This window comes from Microlunatus endophyticus (assembly GCF_014646195.1).
In the GTDB taxonomy this organism is placed as follows: domain Bacteria; phylum Actinomycetota; class Actinomycetes; order Propionibacteriales; family Propionibacteriaceae; genus Microlunatus; species Microlunatus endophyticus.
On the sequence record NZ_BMMZ01000002.1, the window covers coordinates 454,227 to 472,505 of the forward strand.

Here is an 18,279-nt window from a genome sequence, read left to right on the forward strand (position 1 = left end):
ATGCGGCCTCCGGACTGGCGGCGCACGAGATTAATCAGATCCCCCGCCGTCGCCGGTCGACAAACCGTCGTCCTTGGTCGCCGATGAGGTGTTGGTCACAGGGTCGCCGCGCTGTGGGTCTTCCGCCGCGTCGTGGGCTATACCCTCCGCGACCTCCGCATGGGCCGGCACGTCCTCCTGGTCGGGCAGCACTCCGTCGACGTAGCGGCGGTCACCCTCCACGATCTCCTCGCGCCCGGGCCGGAAGCGGACCAGCAGCAGGAGGACGACCAGAGCGACCAGGAAGACGACACCGGAGGTGTAGTCGTTCAGCCGCAGACCGTCGATGCGATGGGCCGGGTCGATCCGCAGATGCTCCACCCAGGCCCGTCCGGCGGTGTAGAACATCGCGTAGAGGGCGAAGACCTTGCCATGACCGAGCTTGAACCGCCGGTCCAGCAGGACCAGTGCGACGCCGACCGCCAGGTCCCACAGCAGTTCGTACAGGAAGGTCGGGTGGAAGGTGGCGTACTGCTCGTAGCCGGCCATCCGGTACTGGGGGTCGACCTGCAGGCCCCAGGGCAGGGTGGTCGGGCCGCCGTACAGCTCCTGGTTGAAGTAGTTGCCCAGCCGGCCGATCGCCTGGGCGACCACGACACCGGGAGCGAGCGCGTCGGCCAGTGCCCAGAACCTGATCTTGCGACGGCGGGCGACGAGGTAGCCACCGAGGGCTCCTAGGGCGACGCCGCCCCAGATGCCCAGTCCCCCGTCCCAGATGTAGAGCGCCCGGATCGGATGCTGTCCCGGTCCGAAGTAGAGCTGGTGGTCGGTGATCACGTGATAGGCCCGGGCGCCGACGATGCCGAACGGCACCGACACCAGCGCGACCGTCTCCACGGTGTCCCGGGCTCCGCCGCGCGCAATCCAGCGCCGGGTGGCGATGATCGTGCCGACCACGACGCCGGTGATGATGCACAGGGCGTACATCCGGATCGGCAGCGGGCCGAGATGGAACTCGCGGAACGGCGGGCTGGGGATCGACAGGGCGGGGATCACGTCGCCGCGCCGATCGCGGACTTGAGATCGGCAGCGGTCCAGCTCGACACCTTGTCGGCCGGCTGGCGTACGCCATTGATGAACACAGTCGGGGTCTCCGTCACGTTTTTCGCACTTGCGGCGGAAGTGATGCTATCCACCCACGCGCGGTGCGCATCAGATCGTATGCAACCGGCGAAGTCGCGCGACGGCTTGCCGACGAGCGTGCCGAGCCGGATCAGCTGGTCGTCGGACCAGGACAGGCCGCTGTTGGCGAACAGCCCGACCCAGTACGGCTGTCCGAAGCCCTCGGTCGCCGCACAGGCCATCGCATTGGCCAGCGCCGGTGAGCGCTTGGTGACGAAGCTCATCGGATACAACTCGACCTCGACCCGTCCGGACCGCTGCAGATCGGTGATCGTCGGCCCCAGATTCTTCTCGAAATCCGCGCAGTGCGGGCAGTTGAAATCCTCGAACAGGGTCAATGTCACCCCGGCGTCGTCGTGTCCGAGCCGGATCGGCTGGCCGTTGGTCAGGGTGACCGGAGCGAAGCTCGGTTGGGCAGCGGGCGGCTGCGGGTCGGCAGCGGACCTCTGGTGGGAGATCACCGCGACGGCCACGATCACGATCAGCACCACGGCGGCGAGCAGGACACCGAGGACCAATCGCTGCCGGGACTGTCGCGGGCCGGATCCCCGCCCTGGCGCCGGCCTCGTGCGCGCGGACTGCCGTGGGCGGTCCTGCTGCTGATGTGCAGCGGCCGTACGGACGGCTGGATTGCCCGACCGGGACGGTTTGCGAGGTCCAGGTTTGTTGGTTGGCATCAGGTGCTTGCTGACTCAGGGCGGATCGCTGACAAGACCACCGATCAGCCCTTGGTGACCGCGTCCTTCATCTGCTGGGTGGTCCAGTTCATCACGGTGGTCAGGTCCTGCACCTTGCCGTTGATGAACATCGTCGGCGTGCCGGACACGTTGGCGGCAGAGGCCGCCTGCTGGGAGGAGTTCACCCAGTCCTGGTGCTTCATGCTGGTCACGCAGTTCTTGAACGAGGACGGCGGGTCGGCGACCTTGTTGGCCAGTTCGACCAGCGAGTCCGTGCTCCAGGTCTGGTTCGGGTTCTTCCAGAAGCCCTGATACATGGCCTGGCCGAAGCCGTCCTGGGCCGCGCAGGCGAAGGCATTGCCGGCCTGCACCGATTCGTTGGTGCCGTCCTCGGCGTCGATCACCGGCAGGATCCACAACTCGATCTTGATCGTGTTGTTCTTCTGCAGCGAGCTGAGCGTGTCGCCGAACTTCTCCTCGAACTCCTGGCAGTGCGGGCACCGGAAGTCCTCGAACAGGGTGACGGTGGTCTTCGCGTCGGGATTGCCGAGGACGATCGGCTTGCCCGAGTCCACCGAGACCGGGCCCCAGCCGGTGGCGCTGGCCTGCTTGTCGCCACTGACGTGGCCGAAGTTGGTGGCGTAGCCGATCCCGACGCCGATCGCGGCGACGACCACGACGACGGCCAGCACCAGGATGCCGAGATTGCGGCGCCGCTTCCGCCGGGCATTCTCCCGTGCCGCCGCAGCGGCGCGCTCACGGGCGTTGCGGCTGCCGCCGTCCTTCGGCGGCTTCCGCTTGCCGCCGTTGACCCGGGTGGCCTCGCTCATCAGTTCTCCTCGTCGCTCAGGTCGGCAGTCCGGTCGGCATGATCATCGATGTAACCACCGGTGAGCGAGTCAAGGCTCAACCGAGTGAACGGTTGGATGACCAACCACGCGGCGGCCGCCAGGAAAACGATGTCACGGATCAGGTCCGGTACGTAGGTCGTTGCTCCCGGCGCCACTTGGCCGCCGGCGCTGAAACAGCCGCAGTCGATGCTGAAGCCCCGGGCCCAAGCCTGGAGCAGGCCGATCACGAACGCCAGTTGCAGCAGCCCGCTCAGCGCCGCGGCCCAGCGTGTGAACAGGCCGCTGATCAGCACCAGTCCGAGCAGGATCTCCAGGTACGGCAGCGTCCAGCCGACCAGGTACGACAAGCTCTGCGGCAGCAGCTGGTAGGCGCGCACCGCGGCGACCGACTGGGTCGGATCCGTCACCTTCACCGCGCCGGCGACCACCCACACCACACCGAGGCCGACCCGGACGACGGTCCGGGCCCAGGGCAGCACGACCGCCCAGTTGACCCCCCGGGATGCCGGGCGCGACGCCGACGCAGATTCGCTCATCAGTTGCTCAACCTCACAGCGGACTCAGAAGTTCCCGACCTGACGCCTGTGGCCAGATCGGCAACAACCGTACGCAGACCGGCCAAATCATCCGGGCTGCCGGCGTCGTCGGCCTGGATCAGGGTCGCCACCAACGCCGAGCCGACGATCGCGGCGTCGGCATAGCCGTTCACCTCGGCGGCCTGGGCCCCGTTGGAGACCCCGAGACCGACGCCCGCCAGCGCCTGCGGACGAAGCGAACGGATCCGCTCGACCAATGCCGGCGCCGCCGACGAGACCTGCGCGCGGGCGCCGGTGACGCCCATCAGCGAGGTCGCGTAGACCCATCCCCGGCAGGAGTCGACGGTCGCTGCCAGGCGCTCGTCGGACGAGCTCGGTGCGACCAGGAAGATCCGGTCCAGACCGTAGGAGTCGGACGCCTCGAACCAGGCGCCGGCCTCGTCCGGGGTCAGGTCGGGAGTGATCAGCCCGGCCCCGCCGGCCGCGACCAGGTCCCGGGCGAAGGCGTGTGGCCCGTAGTGCTCGACCAGATTCCAGTAGATCATCACGACCGCTGCGGTACCCGTCTCGGCGACAGCCTCGACTGCGGAGAACACGTCGCGGACCCGGACGCCGCGCTGCAGGGCGCGCGTGCTGGCCTTCTGGACCGTCACCCCATCCATGACAGGATCGCTGTACGGCATCCCGATCTCGACCAGGTCGACGCCGGCGTACTCCTTGGTGCCGCTGTCACCGATCCCGCACAGCGCGCGCATCGCTTCGAGCGAACCGGGCACCGTCGGGTAGCCCACCGGCAGGTAGCCGACCAGCGCGCCGCGGCCCTCGTTGCGGGCGGCGGCGAAGATCTTGCCGGTGATGCCCTGATCGAAGCCGGTGTTCTCGCTGGTGCTCACAGTTCGCTGCTCCCGGTCGCCTCGCCGTGGATGTCGGCGAACCATTTCATCGCGGTGTCGACATCCTTGTCGCCGCGGCCGGACAGGCTGACCAGGATCAGCGGCGGCTGTTCCCGGTCCTCCTCCGACAGCCGGCGGACCAGCTTGATCGCGCCGGCCAGCGCGTGCGCGGACTCGATCGCCGGGATGATGCCCTCCGTCTCGCTCAGCAGCCGGAACGCGTCCATCGCCTCGCTGTCGGTGATCGCCTCGTACGAGGCCCGTCCCGAGTCCGCCAGCCAGGCATGCTGGGGTCCGACGCCCGGGTAGTCCAGGCCGGCCGAGATCGAGTGCGAGTCCTTCGTCTGGCCGTCCTCGTCCTGGAGCACGAAGCTGCGGGTGCCGTGCAGCACTCCGACGCCGCCGCTGGAGATGCTGGCCGCGTGCCGCTCGGTCTCGACACCGTCGCCGCCGGCCTCGAAGCCGTACAACCGGACCGACTCGTCGGGAATGAAGTCGGCGAAGATGCCCAGCGCGTTGGAGCCGCCGCCCACACAGGCCGCCACCGCATCGGGCAGCCGGTCGTAGCGTTCGAGCAACTGGGCGCGGGCCTCTGTGCTGATCACCCGCTGGAACTCCCGCACCACCTTCGGGAACGGGTGCGGCCCGGCGACCGTACCGATCAGGTAGTGGGTGTCCTCGACGCTGGCCACCCAGTCCCGCAGGGCGTCGTTCATCGCGTCCTTCAGCGTCTGGGTGCCGGACTCGACCGCGATCACCTCGGCACCCAGCAACTGCATCCGGGCGACGTTGAGCGCCTGCCGCTCGGTGTCCACCTTGCCCATGTAGATCCGGCACTCCAGGCCCATCAGGGCGGCCGCGGTCGCGGTGGCCACGCCGTGCTGGCCGGCGCCGGTCTCGGCGATCACCCGGGTCTTGCCCATCCGCTTGGTCAGCAACGCCTGGCCGAGGACGTTGTTGATCTTGTGCGAGCCGGTGTGGTTGAGGTCCTCGCGCTTGAGCACGATCGTCGGACTGGTGTCGGGCCCGTCCACCGGCACCCCGGTCAACTCGGGACTGCCGGTCAATGCAGCCCGGGTGAACCGGGGCACCTCGGTGATCGGGGTCGGCCGGCCGGAGTAGTCCTTGCGCAACGCGTCGAGCTCGGCCCAGAACTGCGGATCCTTCATGGCCCGGCCGAATTCGGCCTCCAACTGGTCCAGGGCGACGTAGAGCGCCTCCGGAACGAATTTCCCGCCGAACCGGCCGAAGTGGCCGCTGTCGTCGGGCAGCTGGTCATCCTGCGCCGCGCTGTGGGCGCGCGCGATGGGCGTACTGGTCATAGTTGTCTATTGTCCTTCTTCTGGCCGAGCGGGGCATGTCGAGCGGGTCTCGGTCAGGGTCGCCATCGCCGCAGGTCGGTGCGGATGCCCGCAATCTGGCCGGTGATCATCTCGCGATAATGCTCTCAGTCGCGATTCGCCAGCGCGGGGTGCGCACCGGCGGCCACCAGGTCGGCGACACCGAGCCGCGGGTCGCGGCCGGTCACCAGCGCTTCACCGACCAGGACCACATCGGCGCCCTCGCGCGCCAGTTCGATCACATCGTGCGGACCCCGGACACCGGACTCGGCGATCTTGACGATCCCGTCGGGGATCCGCGGAGCCAGCCGACCGAAGGTGGCCGGATCGACCTCGAGGGTCTGCAGATTCCGCGCGTTGACCCCGATCAGCCGGGCGCCGGCGTCGACTGCACGGTCGATCTCCTCGGCGGTATGGGTCTCCACCAGCGGGGTCAGGCCGATGGACTCGGCCCGTTCGATCAGGGAGACCAGCTCGAAGTCGCTCAGCGCCGCAACGATCAGCAGAGCAAGATCGGCGCCGGCGGCCCTGGCCTCGAAGAGCTGGTAGGCGGTGACGATGAAGTCCTTGCGCAGTACCGGGATGTCGACCGCACAGCGGACGTCGACGAGATCCTGCAGTGCGCCGCCGAAGCGGCGTCGCTCGGTCAGCACCGAGATCGCCGCAGCGCCACCGGAGGCGTACTCGGCGGCCAGTCGGGCCGGATCGGGGATGTTGGCCAGGGCCCCCTTGCTCGGGCTGGCCCGCTTGACCTCGGCGATCACCGAGACACCGGACTGGCGGAAGCGCGGCATCGGGTCCAGGGCCGCATCGACGTGCTGGACCCGCTCCTTCAGCCGATCCAGGGGCACGGCTGCCTGGCGCTCGGCAAGATCCTGCCGTACGCCGTCGACGATGGTGTCGAGAACGCCCATGACCGTTTCCCACTCCCTCTTGCGAACCGGTTCCGGGAATCTGGTTCCCGCCTGACGCCGCCACAACACTGACCAGCCCGTCAGGCCTTCCGACTAAGACTTCTGGTGTTTCTCGTAAATGCCAAATCCGAGCTTCTGCATCGCCACCCCGACGATGATTCCCGCCACGCAGATCCCGGCGGCAATCGCGAAGAGCGGCCAGTTGGGGCCGAGCATCAGCGAGATGCCGCCGACGATGAAACCGACGATCTCGATCACCACAGCCGTCCACATGGCCCCGGTCTGGCCGTGGTGGACATGCCGCATCGGCCGCGGATCCAGCGGCTGCAGTTGCGGATTGGCCGCTTGCGCGCGCACCGCCACCGCTTCGGCCTGTTCGATCTGATCCGCCATCGCCTGCACCCCATCTGTCAACACTCGCCCGAGCCCCTGTTCGGCTGGGCCGCTGTTCCTAATGGTCACTTTCCTATCGTCATTGTGGCCCCAGCGGTGATCACAGCACCAATCGGGGTGGCGGCCTGCCACTCAGGCACGCGGTCCCGGGTCCTGCTCCTGGCTCTGGGTCGGATCCTGGCCGGCGTCGATCGCCTTCCAGATCTCCGCCGCATCGGGCTCTCCGTCCGGTCCGAGGGGCATCCCCTGTCGGGTCGGCGTCCGTTCGAAGCGCGCAGCCCGTTGCGGCCAGCGGTTGGCGTAGCGGACGACGAGCACGGTACCGGCCAGCACGGCGAGCCAGCTGACCACGTAGCCGATGCTGCCTCCGGTCGCGTGCAACTGATAGCTGGAGGCCAGGCTGGTCTTGCGGAGCTCGGTGAACACCTCGTCGGAATCGGGGCGCTGCCAGGGCAGGAAGATCACCGCCAGGATGCTGATCACACCGACGACGACGGCGACGATCCGGCGCCCGGTGGCTCGTAGGGTCAGCATCAACAGCGATCCGGCGAGGACGGCGACGCCGAGCACCTCGGCGACTCCCCCGGTGATCGCGGTCCCGCTGAACCGCGTCCGGGAATCGACGTAATACCACGGAACGGTGGCCATCGCGACGACGGCGATCGCGCCCAGCACCAGCAGGGCGAACGCGACCGTACGGGTGCGGGCGCTCACGCCGACGGGCCGACGGTGGTGCGGACCGGGACGAACGTCTCGGCGATCGACAGCGCCCTGATCACCGCGGCCGCCTTGTTCTGCGACTCCTGGTCCTCCAAGGCCGGAACCGAGTCGGCGACGATGCCGCCGCCGGCCTGGATGTAGGCGGTGCCGTCGCGCAGCACCGCGGTCCGGATCGCGATCGCGGCGTCGCCGTCGCCGGCGAAGTCGAGGTAGCCGACCACTCCTCCGTAGAGCCCGCGCCGGGACACCTCGAGCTTGTCGATGATCTCCATCGCCCGCACCTTGGGCGCCCCGGACAGCGTGCCGGCCGGGAAGGCCGCCAGGATCACATCCAGGGCACTACGGTCCTCGGCGATCTCGCCGACGACCGTCGACTCCAGATGCATGATGTGGCTGTAGCGCCGTACCTCGGCGAATTCGATCACCTCGACCGTGCCCGGCCGGCAGACCCGACCAAGATCATTGCGACCGAGGTCGACCAGCATCAGGTGCTCGGCCCGTTCCTTCTCGTCCGAGCGCAGCTCGGCCTCCAGGAGTTGATCTTCGCGATCATCGGCGCCGCGCGGTTTGGACCCGGCGATCGGGTGCGTCAGCGCGGTACGGCCCTTGACCGTGACCAGCGCCTCCGGACTAGAGCCGACGATGTCGAACCCGTCCATCCGCAGCAGGTACATGTACGGGGACGGGTTGGACAGCCGCAGTACCCGGTAGACGTCGAGGGCGTCCGCGGTGGTGTCCACCTCGAAGCGCTGGCTGACGACGATCTGAAACGCCTCTCCCGCCTCGATCTCCTGCACAGCGGCGCGGACCGCGTCCTGGTACTCCTCGCCGCTGCGCTGCCGGCGCACCGGCAGCTGGTGACCCAGGTCGGCCGCCGCCGCGGTGGGCGGCGTGGGAAGGCCGACGGCCGCGGTCATGTCTTCGACCCGTCGGACGGCATCGGAGTACGCCTCGTCCACCCGCTCGTCGGTTCCGTCGTAGTTGATCGCATTGGCGATCAGCCAGACCTCGCCGGTCTCGTGATCGAGGACGGCGAGATCGCTGGCCAGCATGAAGCCGAGTTCGGGGATGTGCAGGTCGTCGTGGTTGGTGTCCGGCAGCAGCTCGACCCGGCGGATCACGTCGTAGGACAGGTAGCCCACCATCCCGGAGGTGAAGGACGGCAACCCGTCGATCCGGGCGGTGTGCAGCAGCCGCAAGGTCTCCTGCAGCGCCTGGACCGGATCACCTCCGGTGGGCAGTCCGGCCGGCGGATTGCCGGTCCAGTACGCCACACCGTCGCGTTCGGACAGGGTCGCCACCGAATTGACGCCGATGAAGGAATACCGGGCCCAGACGCCGTTGTGCTCGGCCGACTCCAGCAGATAACTGCCGACCCGGTTGCCGGCCAGCTTCACGTAGAGACCGACCGCGGTCTCGGCGTCGGCCAGCAGCCGGCGGTAGACCGGCACCACCCGGCGGTCGGCTGCGTAGGCGCGGAATCCCTCCAGATCCGGCACCACGCGAGGGGTCGCGTATTCCTCAATGCTTGCGGCGTGTCGTCCGGTCGTCGAGCCATCCGCCTCGCTCATCGCGCAACCCCGGCCGTCGCGGGCAGCACCCGGTCGTCGAAACAGCTGCGCGTGCCGGTGTGACAGGCCGGGCCCTCCTGGTCGACCTTGATCAACAATGTGTCGCCGTCGCAGTCCAGCCGGACCTCGCGGACCCACTGCCGGTTGCCGCTGGTCTCGCCCTTGACCCAATACTCCTTGCGGCTGCGGGACCAGAAGGTAGTCCGCCCGGTCGCCAGGGTCCGACTCAGCGCCTCGTCGTCCATCCAGCCGACCATCAGCACCTCGCCGCTGTCGTGCTGTTGAATCACCGCGGTGACCAGACCCGCGCCGTCCCGCTTCAGCAGATCGGCGATCTCTGGGTCCAGCGTGCTGGGTGATGAGGAACCAGATGAGGAACCGCCAGATGAGGAACCGATTGACGTCACCCGGCCATTCTCCCCTGCCGGGCCAGCCGGAATCCAACCACCGCCCGGCAGGCGGTTGAGGACCGCGGCGACCGGTGCCCTAGCATCGCGCCTATGACCTTTGCCAAGGACGAACGCGTCGCACTCTGCGACCTGCTCGTCGAGGTCGGCCCGGATGCTCCGACCTTGTGCACAGGATGGACGACCCACGACCTGGCCGCGCATCTGTGGATCCGCGAGACCGATCCGGTCGGCGCGCCCGGCATCGCGGTCAAGCCGCTGTCCGGTCTGACCGAGCGCCGGATGGCCGAGACCAAGGCCCGGTGGTCCTTTCCCGAACTGGTGACTCGGATCCGCAACGGTCCGGCCCGATTCTCGATCTTCGCGTTGCCGGGCGTCGACGAGCCCGCCAACGGCACTGAGTACTTCGTCCACCACGAGGACGTCCGGCGGGCCGGTGACCAGCCGCTCGGTCCGCGCGATCTCGGTCCCGAGATCGAGGACCTGATGTGGCGACGGCTCAAGCTGATGGGCCGGGCATTCTTCCGCCGGGCCAAGGTCGGCGTCGTTCTGGAGCGGGTGCCGGTCACTGCTGCCGATCCGGACACCGAGCCCGAAACCGTACGGGCCCAGACCGGCGCGCCGATCGTCACCGCCGTCGGCAAGCCGAGTGAACTGGTGCTTTTCGCCAACGGCCGCACCTCGGCCGCAGACGTGAAGCTGGTCGGTGAGCAGGATGCGGTCGACGCCCTGCTGGGCAGCGATCTGGCCCTCTGACCCATCGCCGAGGGGTCACATATTCCCTCATATTTGCGGCGCGTCGCCGATCAAGCGGCCGCCCGCGGCAAGTCAGCCGATGACGCCGACGGACCGCAGCCGCTGTCGCTCGTCGGCGCCGACCCCGAGCTCGTCGAGAACGGCGTCGGTGTCGGCGCCTGTCCCTGGGATCGCACCGGCGGAGGTCGTCGTACGAGACAAGCGCGGCACCGGACCGGCAACCTGACAGTCGTCAAGCGTGACGAAGCTCTGCCGGGCTCGGTTGTGCGGATGCTGCGGTGCCTCGGTCAGGCTCAGGACCGGGGCGACGCAGGCATCTGTGTCGGCGAAGATCTCCGCCCATTCGTCCCGGGACCGGGTCGCGAACCGCCCTGCCAGCCAGTCGGCACACGCCGACCACTGCTCGGTGACGTACGGACTCGGCACTTCGTCGGGCTCAGCGCCGAGGACCCGCATCAACTCGGCCCAGAATTTCGGCTCCAAGGCCCCGACCGCCACGTAGCGCCCGTCCTCGCACCGGTAGCAGCGGTAGTTCGGCGCGCCGCCGTCCAAGAGGTTGCGCTCACGTTCGTCGGTCCAGTCACCGCTACCCAGGAACTGCCGGGTCATGGTGCTCAGGTACGCCGCGCCCTCGGTCATCGCCGCGTCGATCACCTGGCCCTCGCCAGTGGCCCGGGCGTGGACCAGCGCCGCCAGGATCCCGCCGGCAAGCACCAATGATCCACCAGCGAAGTCAGCCAGATAGTTCACCGGCGGGACGGGCGCGCGATCGTGTTCGCCGATCCCGTGCAGGGCGCCGCTGATCGCCAGATAGGTGATGTCGTGACCGGCGGTTCGGCTCAGCGGACCGTCCTGTCCCCAGCCGGTCATGCGGCCGTAGACCAGCGCCGGATTGCGTGCCAGAGCTGCTTCGGGGCCGATGCCCAGCCGCTCCGCGACGCCAGGCCGGAAGCCCTCGATCAGCACGTCGGACCGCTCGATGATCCTGAGTGCCAGGTCGGCACCACCCGGCCGGCGAAGATCGAGTCCGATCGAACGCCGGCCGCGGTCCAGCGCACCCGGAGCGAATTCCAGTCCGGTCCCTGTCCCCGGCAGCCGATCGATCTTGATCACCGACGCACCAAGATCGGCAAGGAACATGCCCAGGAACGGAACCGGCCCGATCGCCGGCAGCTCGAGTACGCGTACGCCTTCCAGTGGCCCGACCATGATCACCACCTCCCATGATCACCACCTCCCATGATCACCGCTTCGAGGAAGCCAGTGAGCAACCGAGAACGCCCGACACGCCGCAGAAATGAGGGACTTAGTGACTCCTCGGCGGGTCGGGGTTAGCCGAGCTTCTCCAAGATCAACTCCCGGACCCGGCCGGCGTCAGCCTGACCTCTCATCTGCTTCATCACCGCTCCGATCAACGCACCGGCCGCAGCCAGCTTGCCATCCCTGATCTTGTCCGCGACGTCCGGGTTGGCGGCGATCGCGGCATCGACGGCCTCGGACAGCGCGCCGTCGTCGGAGACGACGGCCAGCCCGCGAGCCTCGACTACCTCGGCCGGACCGCCCTGACCGGCGAGCACGTGCTCGATCACCTGCCGGGCCAGCTTGTCGTTGATCGTCTTGCCGTCGACCAGACCCTGCAACTCGGCGACCTGGGCCGGAGTCATGCCGACCGACTCCAGCTCGACGCCGGCGTCGTTGGCCTTGCGCGACAATTCACCCATCCACCACTTGCGGGCAGCCTGCGCGGGTGCGCCGGCGGCCACGGTCTCCTCGATCAGATCGACCGCGCCGGCACTGACGACATCCCGCATCTCCAGGTCGGAAAAGCCCCAGTCGGCCAGCAACCGCTTGCGACGTTGGGCCGGCGGCTCCGGCAGCGTCGTACGCAGCTGCTCAACCCACTCCCGGCTCGGTGCCACCGGGACAAGATCAGGTTCGGGGAAGTACCGGTAGTCCTCGGCCTGTTCCTTGCTCCGGCCCGACGACGTGCTGCCGTCCAGTTCGTGGAAGTGCCGCGTCTCCTGATGCACCTTCTCGCCGGCATCCAGCAGCGCCGCCTGCCTGGTGATCTCGTAGGTCAGTGCCCGCTCGATGCTGCGCAGCGAGTTGACATTCTTGGTCTCGGTTCGCAGCCCGTACTCCTCGCGGCCGATCGGCCGCAGGCTGACGTTGGCGTCGCAACGCACCGACCCCTGCTCCATCCGGGCATCGGAGACATCCAGCGCCTTGACCAGGTCACGCAGCATCGCGACGTAGGCCCGGGCCACCTGCGGCGCCTTGTCGCCGGTGCCCTCGATCGGCTTGGTGACGATCTCGATCAGCGGTGTGCCGGCGCGGTTGTAGTCCATGGCCGAATGATCGGCACCCTGGATCCGGCCGGTCGCACCACCGATGTGCAGCGATTTGCCGGCGTCCTCCTCCATATGGGCCCGTTCGATCTCGATCCGGTACGTCTGACCGTCCACCTCGACGTCGACGTGGCCGTCGTAGGCGATCGGCTCGTCGTACTGGGAGATCTGGTAGTTCTTCGGCACGTCGGGATAGAAGTAGTTCTTCCGCGCGAACCGGCACCACTCGGCAATCTTGCAGTTCAGCGCCAGCCCGATCCGGATCGCCGACTCGACAGCCTTCTCGTTCACCACCGGCAGCGAGCCGGGCAGCCCGAGGCAGACGGGGCAGGTGTGGGTGTTGGGCTCGCCGCCGAATTCGTTGATGCAGCCGCAGAACATCTTGGTCCTGGTGTTCAACTCGACATGCACCTCGAGGCCGAGCACCGGATCGTACTTGGCCAGCGCGTCCTCGTACTTCATCAATGCCGCGGTGCTCATCGGGCCGCCTCCAGTTCCGGAATCGTGGAGAGCAACGAACCGCCCCAGTCGGAGGTCAGTGCCCGCTCCAGTGCCGCACCGACCCGGTACAGCCGATCATCGGCCAGCGGCGGCGCGATCACCTGTAGACCGACCGGCAGCCCATCCTCCGGCGCCAGCCCGACCGGGAACGACGCACTCGCGTTGCCGGCCAGGTTGCTCGGGATGGTGCACAGGTCGTTGAGGTACATCGCCAGCGGGTCGTCGATCTTCTCGCCCAGCTTGAAGGCGGTCGTCGGGGTGGTCGGCGAGACCAGCACGTCGACCTGTTCGTACGCCTTGTTGAAATCGTTGATGATCAAGGTCCGGACCTTCTGCGCCTGACCGTAATAGGCGTCGTAATAGCCGCTGGACAAGGCATAGGTGCCGATCATGATCCGGCGCTTGACCTCCGCACCGAAGCCGGCCTCACGGGTCGCGGCCATCACTTCCTCGGCACTGGCCGACCCGTTGTCACCGACCCGCATGCCGTAACGCATCGAGTCGAACTTGGCCAGGTTGGAGGATGCCTCGCTCGGCAGGATCAGGTAGTAGGCCGGCATCGCATAGGTGAAGCTCGGGCAGGACACCTCGACGATCTCGGCGCCGAGCTTCTCGAGCTGCCCGACGGCCTCCCGGAAGCGCTGCTCGACCCCCGGTGCGTAGCCCTCACCGGAGAACTCGGTGACCACGCCGATCTTCATCCCGCTGACGTCGCCCGACCGGGCCGCCTCGACGACCGCAGGAACAGGGGCGTCGATCGAGGTCGAGTCGTACGGGTCGTAGCCGGCGATCACCTCGTGCAGCAGGGCCGCGTCCAGGACCGTACGCGCGCAGGGCCCCGGCTGGTCGAGACTGGACGCCAGCGCGACCAGCCCGTAGCGGGAAGTGCCGCCGTAGGTCGGCTTGACGCCGACGGTGCCGGTCACCGCAGCCGGCTGCCGGATAGAGCCACCGGTGTCGGTGCCGATCGCCAGCGGCGCCTCGAAGGCGGCCAGCGAGGCCGACGAGCCGCCGCCCGAACCGCCGGGGATCCGGTCCAGATCCCACGGGTTGTGGGTCGGGCCGTAGGCCGAGTTCTCGGTCGAGGACCCCATCGCGAACTCGTCCATGTTGGTCTTGCCGAGGATCACGATGCCGGCGTCCAGCAGCCGCTTGGTGACGGTCGCGTCGTACGGCGGGACCCAGCCCTGCAGGAACTTGGACCCGCAGGTGGTCGGGGCGCCTGAGTAGGTGAGCACGTCCTTCAGCGCGAGCGGGACGCCGGCCAGCGGTCCGACCTGCTCACCTGCGGTGATCCTGGCATCGACTGCGGCGGCCTGGGCCAGTGCCCGTTCGCCGTCGACATGCAGGAAGGCGTGAACCGCCGGATCGACAGCCGCGATCCGGTCCAGATGGGCCTGGGTGACCTCGACCGCGCTGACCTCCTGCGCGGCGATCTTGGCGGCGAGATCGGCAGCGGTGCTCCTGATCAACTCGGGTCCTGAGCCTGTCGAAGGACTCATGCGCTCTCCCCCAGGATCCGCGGCACCCGGAAGCGTCCGTCCTCGACCGCCGGCGCGCCGGACAGTGCCTGTTCGGCGGTCAGGCATTCCCGCACCTCGTCGGCCCGGAAGACATTGCTCAACGGCAGTGGATGGGAGGTGGGCTGGATGTCGGCTGCGGCGACCTCGCTGACCCGGGCGACATGCTCCAGGATCTGATCGAGCTGCGGAGCCAGATGCTCCAACTCCTCGGTGCTCAACTCGATCCGGGCCAGCCGGCCGAGTGCCGCCACCTCCTCGCGACTCAATGCCACGTCCACTCCCTGCTCATCTGTTCACTTCGTGCGTGCAGCGCCCGTCTGCGGGCGCTGAATCATCCTAGGGCGCGAGCCCGGCGCTCTCGAACCCGATAGGTCCGGCCGACCGGTCAGGTCAGTGGCCGGATCACGAAGCCGGTCTTGAGCTTCGGGGTGAAGAAGGTGGACTTGGGCGGCATCAGCACTCCTTCTCGGGCGGTCCGCTCGATCTCGGACACGCTGACCGGGCGGATCAGCACGCCCGCCGCCGCGTCTCCCGCGGCGACGGCCGCGCGGACCTCATCCACGCCGTGCTGGTAATCCACCGCGACGTCGAGTTCAGCGAGTGCGGTCTCCAGCCACAGGCCGTCCAGAGCCCGGATCCCGTCGAAGGCGCCGGCCTTCGGCTTCAGCGACCAGGTCTGCTGCGGTCCGACCAGCACCAGGAACTCCTCCGCCTCCATCCGGGCCAGGGTGCTCGCATCGGGCGGCTCGATCGGTGCCGGATCGAAGAATCGCTCCAGTGCCCGGCTGAGTTCGTCGAAGCTCCGCCCGCTGTAGAGCCGGTGGATGGCAGCAACGCTGAGCTGGTCGGCCACCAACTCGCTGATGAAGGCGAGAGTGTCCTCGGCCGGAGTGTCGTCGCGCCCGGTGGCGGCGCGGATCTCGTCACGGTGGATCCGGGCCACGCCGTAGCGGTGGTGACCGTCGGCGATCAGGACGTCGTCGGTGCCGATCAACGCCGTGATCGCGGCGATCCGCTCGGGGTCGCGGACCCGCTCGATCACGTGCCGGACGGTTCCGGCCTGCGGATCGTCGTCGACCACGTCGGCCAGCACCTCACCCGGCGCCGCCAGCAGGTCGGTCAGACCGGCAGCCAGCGACAGGCCCCAGACCGGGGACAGGTTCGCGCCGGTCGCCCGGGTCAGGTCCAGCCGATCGGTGGACGCCTTGGGTGTCGTCCGCTCGTGCGGCAGCACCCCGCCGCTGTGGTGGGCTGAACCCGTCGCAGGATCGACGACCTCGAGACCGCCCAGAACCCCGGCGATCGACCGGTCGCGGCCGGCAGCGTCGGTGAACTGCATCCGGTAGATGCTCAGAGAAGGTTCCGGATCTGCGATCAGGACGCCATCCGCGACCCAGCGGCGGAAGAGTTCACCCGCGCGCTGGTAGCGATCATCTCCGGTGGGTACATCGACCCGGGTGATGTTGTGTGGATGCGCGGCCCGGAATCGGTCCGCCTGCTGCGGCGACAAGACGTCGTACGGCGGGGCGATCACGGATTCGATGGGGTCTCGGGCATACCTCAATGCGTGGAACGGGCTGAATCGTGGCACGGTAGTGAGGCTAATCGACCGGCAACGCTGCCGCCGCCACCATCCTGATCGAACCGATCGGATCCGTCCCGGCGTCTGGCGCCGGTACCGGATCGCAAGACGAGTGAAACATGCCGGACACCGGCGTGAGACAGGATGGGCCCGTGTTCTTGATGAGGGTTTCGTTGCCGGATGTCCCGGGATCCCTGGGGGCGGTGGCGACCGCTATGGGTTCGGTCGGCGCCGACATCCTCGCCGTTGAGATCGTCGAGAAGCACGAGGGTGCGGCGATCGACGACTTTGTCGTCGGGTTGCCCCCGGACGGTCTCCCGGACGCATTGATCAGCGTCTGTCAGGGACTCGGTGGTGTCACGGTCGAGTGGATCTCCCGGTATCCCGAAGGCGGCGGACTGCAGTCGGATCTGGAGACCCTGGAGCGGATGACCACCGATCCGGAGCATGCGGCCGAGACCCTGGTCTCCTCGGCGCCCGCGGTCTTCCGCTCCCAGTGGGCGGTGCTGGTGTCGGTGCTCGCCGACGGTCGGGCCGTGGCCACCTACAGCACTCCGATGGCACCGGACTTGGACACCGACCACCTCAAGGAACTGGCGCCCTTCGACGAGACCCACCGGTTGGATCTGCCCGGCGACTGGCTGCCCGGTTACGGCGATTCAGTCGGAGTGGTCAGCCCGCTGGGCGAGGGCCAGGCGATCGTGATCGGCCGGCTCGGCGGCCCGACCTACCTGGACTCAGAGGTCGCCCGGCTCCGCCATCTCGCCCGCTTGGCGTGAGCGATCACGTCGTCCGACAGCCGAAGCCGAAGCCGTAACAGCCGGTCATCTGGAAGTAGACGTACCAGCCGAGCAGGAAGCAGGCCAGCATCGCCAGCGGCAGCGCGATGCCGACATAGATCCGCATCCGCCGCTTCTGTTTGGTCGTCGGCACCTGCGCCGGGCCCCACTCGCCAATCGCCGGCTGCACCCTCGGCGGCGTACGGCCGTTCAGGTTGAGATTGGAGAAGGCCCACCGCTTGAAGCGGGCCCAGCGGCTCGGCCGCGGTTCGGATGCCGCCCCTGGCTGACCGTCCGGCACCGGCTGGCCGGACTTGTCCCAATGCCAGTCCGATTGCTGCCAGTTCGATTGCGACGGCGCTGACGGGTTGGGCTGGTTGCTCGACACACGGCAACTGTAGCCAGCCGAGGATCAGAAGCTGAGCAGAGTGCGGCGGACCGCCTCCGCGACCCGACCGGACATCCCGGCCAGGTCGACCGCAGCACGACCGGCAACCTGAACAGGAATGAAGTCCAGCCACTCCGGGCTCCAGATCAGCAGCGCGCGCAGAACTGCCCGCGGGTCGACCCTCACCCCGGCCGCACGCTGATAGCACTGGAGGTAGTTCTCGGCCGTCGCAGCGGAGAACAAGCCGGCGAGATTCAGCATGCAGTGTCCGACGTCGATGCCGCGCGGGCCCACGCCGGCCATCGTCCAGTCCACCACCCCGGTGACCCGGCCGTCAGTCCACAACACGTTGAAGTGCTGATAGTCGCCGTGCACGAAGACCCGCTGACCATCCATCGGGCCGTCGGCCGCCTGGAGCGCCGCACGTCGCAGACCGGTGTCGGTGATCCAGCCGAGATCAACGCCCGGATCGAACCACCCCTCGCGCGCACCTGCGAGGGTGGGCGGCAGCTCGTGGATCGACGCCTGGACCCGCGCCAGCCTGCGCACCCAGGAGTCCAGGTCCGCGGGCGCCAGCTCCACCCGGCCGCCGACCTCGGTCATGAGCACGCTCGGCACACCGGCCAGCCGTCCCGACCGATCGACCGAGATCAGCTCCGGAGCGCCGATCCGGTGCCCGGCCAGCGCCTGAAGCGCACCGGTCTCCGCGTCGAGGTGATCCTCGACGTGCACCCGGTGGCCGATCCAGCGACGCAGCACTGCCCGATGCCGGCCTCCGTCAGCAGACCGGGCGACGATCCGATCCATCGCGGCTGTGATCCCGCCCACGAGCCGCTCGACGGACTCGATGATCGCTCCGTCACCGAAGCGCGGCCTTGCCCACTGCTCGAGAACCCAGTTGAGGGCCTGGTCGGACATCGGCTCGTACGGCATCGCAAC

General features: G+C 68.4%; 20 protein-coding genes. 2 read left to right on the forward strand and 18 right to left on the reverse strand.

Features of this window, described 5'->3' with window-relative positions:
* Positions 1-30: 30 nt before the first annotated feature.
* The 11 genes from lgt to hisI form a co-directional block, all read right to left on the reverse strand.
* Positions 31-1,035, reverse strand: coding sequence for a prolipoprotein diacylglyceryl transferase (gene lgt / locus IEY07_RS05765; RefSeq protein ID WP_229669741.1), 1,005 nt, complete (start codon positions 1,033-1,035; stop codon positions 31-33).
* Positions 1,032-1,838: a DsbA family protein gene (locus tag IEY07_RS05770; RefSeq protein WP_188894207.1), complete on the reverse strand. Its 807-nt coding sequence runs from the start codon at positions 1,836-1,838 to the stop codon at positions 1,032-1,034. The genes lgt and IEY07_RS05770 overlap by 4 nt, the downstream gene beginning before the upstream one ends.
* 44 nt (positions 1,839-1,882) lie before the next feature.
* Positions 1,883-2,668: a DsbA family protein gene (locus tag IEY07_RS05775; protein ID WP_188894208.1), complete on the reverse strand. Its 786-nt coding sequence runs from the start codon at positions 2,666-2,668 to the stop codon at positions 1,883-1,885.
* Complete coding sequence (locus tag IEY07_RS05780; protein ID WP_188894209.1) at positions 2,668-3,225, reverse strand: MauE/DoxX family redox-associated membrane protein; 558 nt, start codon at positions 3,223-3,225, stop codon at positions 2,668-2,670. The genes IEY07_RS05775 and IEY07_RS05780 overlap by 1 nt, the downstream gene beginning before the upstream one ends.
* Entirely contained in the window at positions 3,225-4,082 is an 858-nt protein-coding gene (gene trpA / locus IEY07_RS05785) for a tryptophan synthase subunit alpha (RefSeq protein WP_373288811.1), read from the reverse strand. Before trpA ends, IEY07_RS05780 begins: the two co-directional genes overlap by 1 nt.
* A 32-nt stretch (positions 4,083-4,114) precedes the next feature.
* Entirely contained in the window at positions 4,115-5,425 is a 1,311-nt protein-coding gene (trpB, locus tag IEY07_RS05790) for a tryptophan synthase subunit beta (RefSeq protein WP_373288812.1), read from the reverse strand.
* Between the two features lie 140 nt (positions 5,426-5,565).
* Complete coding sequence (gene trpC / locus IEY07_RS05795) at positions 5,566-6,372, reverse strand: indole-3-glycerol phosphate synthase TrpC (protein WP_188894212.1); 807 nt, start codon at positions 6,370-6,372, stop codon at positions 5,566-5,568.
* 93 nt (positions 6,373-6,465) lie between these two features.
* The gene (locus IEY07_RS05800; protein WP_188894213.1) at positions 6,466-6,765 is read right to left on the reverse strand and encodes an HGxxPAAW family protein; all 300 of its coding nucleotides are present in this window, start codon (positions 6,763-6,765) and stop codon (positions 6,466-6,468) included.
* A 132-nt stretch (positions 6,766-6,897) separates the two neighbouring features.
* Positions 6,898-7,479 carry a Trp biosynthesis-associated membrane protein gene (locus IEY07_RS05805; protein ID WP_188894214.1) on the reverse strand — a complete coding sequence of 194 codons (582 nt, stop codon included), beginning with the start codon at positions 7,477-7,479 and terminating at the stop codon, positions 6,898-6,900.
* Positions 7,476-9,056, reverse strand: a complete 1,581-nt coding sequence (locus tag IEY07_RS05810; RefSeq protein ID WP_188894215.1) for an anthranilate synthase component I — start codon at positions 9,054-9,056, stop codon at positions 7,476-7,478. Before IEY07_RS05810 ends, IEY07_RS05805 begins: the two co-directional genes overlap by 4 nt.
* Complete coding sequence (gene hisI, locus IEY07_RS05815; protein ID WP_229669743.1) at positions 9,053-9,463, reverse strand: phosphoribosyl-AMP cyclohydrolase; 411 nt, start codon at positions 9,461-9,463, stop codon at positions 9,053-9,055. Before hisI ends, IEY07_RS05810 begins: the two co-directional genes overlap by 4 nt.
* A 93-nt stretch (positions 9,464-9,556) precedes the next feature.
* On the opposite strand from hisI, the gene IEY07_RS05820 reads away from it, so the two are divergent.
* The gene (locus tag IEY07_RS05820) at positions 9,557-10,219 is read left to right on the forward strand and encodes a TIGR03085 family metal-binding protein (protein ID WP_188894216.1); all 663 of its coding nucleotides are present in this window, start codon (positions 9,557-9,559) and stop codon (positions 10,217-10,219) included.
* Between the two features lie 72 nt (positions 10,220-10,291).
* Here the strand turns inward: IEY07_RS05820 and IEY07_RS05825 are convergent, their stop codons facing one another.
* From IEY07_RS05825 to IEY07_RS05845, 5 genes are all read right to left on the reverse strand, one after another.
* Entirely contained in the window at positions 10,292-11,428 is a 1,137-nt protein-coding gene (locus IEY07_RS05825; RefSeq protein WP_188894217.1) for a CaiB/BaiF CoA transferase family protein, read from the reverse strand.
* A gap of 122 nt (positions 11,429-11,550) precedes the next feature.
* Entirely contained in the window at positions 11,551-13,047 is a 1,497-nt protein-coding gene (gene gatB / locus IEY07_RS05830) for an Asp-tRNA(Asn)/Glu-tRNA(Gln) amidotransferase subunit GatB (RefSeq protein ID WP_188894218.1), read from the reverse strand.
* Positions 13,044-14,570, reverse strand: a complete 1,527-nt coding sequence (gatA, locus tag IEY07_RS05835; protein ID WP_188894219.1) for an Asp-tRNA(Asn)/Glu-tRNA(Gln) amidotransferase subunit GatA — start codon at positions 14,568-14,570, stop codon at positions 13,044-13,046. The genes gatB and gatA overlap by 4 nt, the downstream gene beginning before the upstream one ends.
* Positions 14,567-14,863: an Asp-tRNA(Asn)/Glu-tRNA(Gln) amidotransferase subunit GatC gene (gene gatC, locus IEY07_RS05840; protein ID WP_188894220.1), complete on the reverse strand. Its 297-nt coding sequence runs from the start codon at positions 14,861-14,863 to the stop codon at positions 14,567-14,569. Before gatC ends, gatA begins: the two co-directional genes overlap by 4 nt.
* 113 nt (positions 14,864-14,976) lie before the next feature.
* Entirely contained in the window at positions 14,977-16,182 is a 1,206-nt protein-coding gene (locus tag IEY07_RS05845; RefSeq protein ID WP_188894221.1) for a DUF1015 family protein, read from the reverse strand.
* A 152-nt stretch (positions 16,183-16,334) separates the two neighbouring features.
* Here IEY07_RS05845 and IEY07_RS05850 point away from each other — a divergent pair, with 152 nt between their 5' ends.
* On the forward strand, positions 16,335-16,952 hold the full coding sequence (locus tag IEY07_RS05850) for an ACT domain-containing protein (RefSeq protein ID WP_229669801.1): 618 nt from the start codon (positions 16,335-16,337) through the stop codon (positions 16,950-16,952).
* A 4-nt stretch (positions 16,953-16,956) separates the two neighbouring features.
* On the opposite strand, the gene IEY07_RS05855 is transcribed toward IEY07_RS05850, so the two are convergent.
* Together IEY07_RS05855 and IEY07_RS05860 are read right to left on the reverse strand one after the other, a co-directional pair.
* The gene (locus tag IEY07_RS05855) at positions 16,957-17,340 is read right to left on the reverse strand and encodes a hypothetical protein (RefSeq protein WP_188894223.1); all 384 of its coding nucleotides are present in this window, start codon (positions 17,338-17,340) and stop codon (positions 16,957-16,959) included.
* A gap of 24 nt (positions 17,341-17,364) precedes the next feature.
* Positions 17,365-18,273 (reverse strand): aminoglycoside phosphotransferase family protein, encoded by a 909-nt coding sequence (locus tag IEY07_RS05860; protein ID WP_188894224.1) that lies wholly within the window; start codon positions 18,271-18,273, stop codon positions 17,365-17,367.
* Between the last annotated feature and the right edge of the window lie 6 nt (positions 18,274-18,279).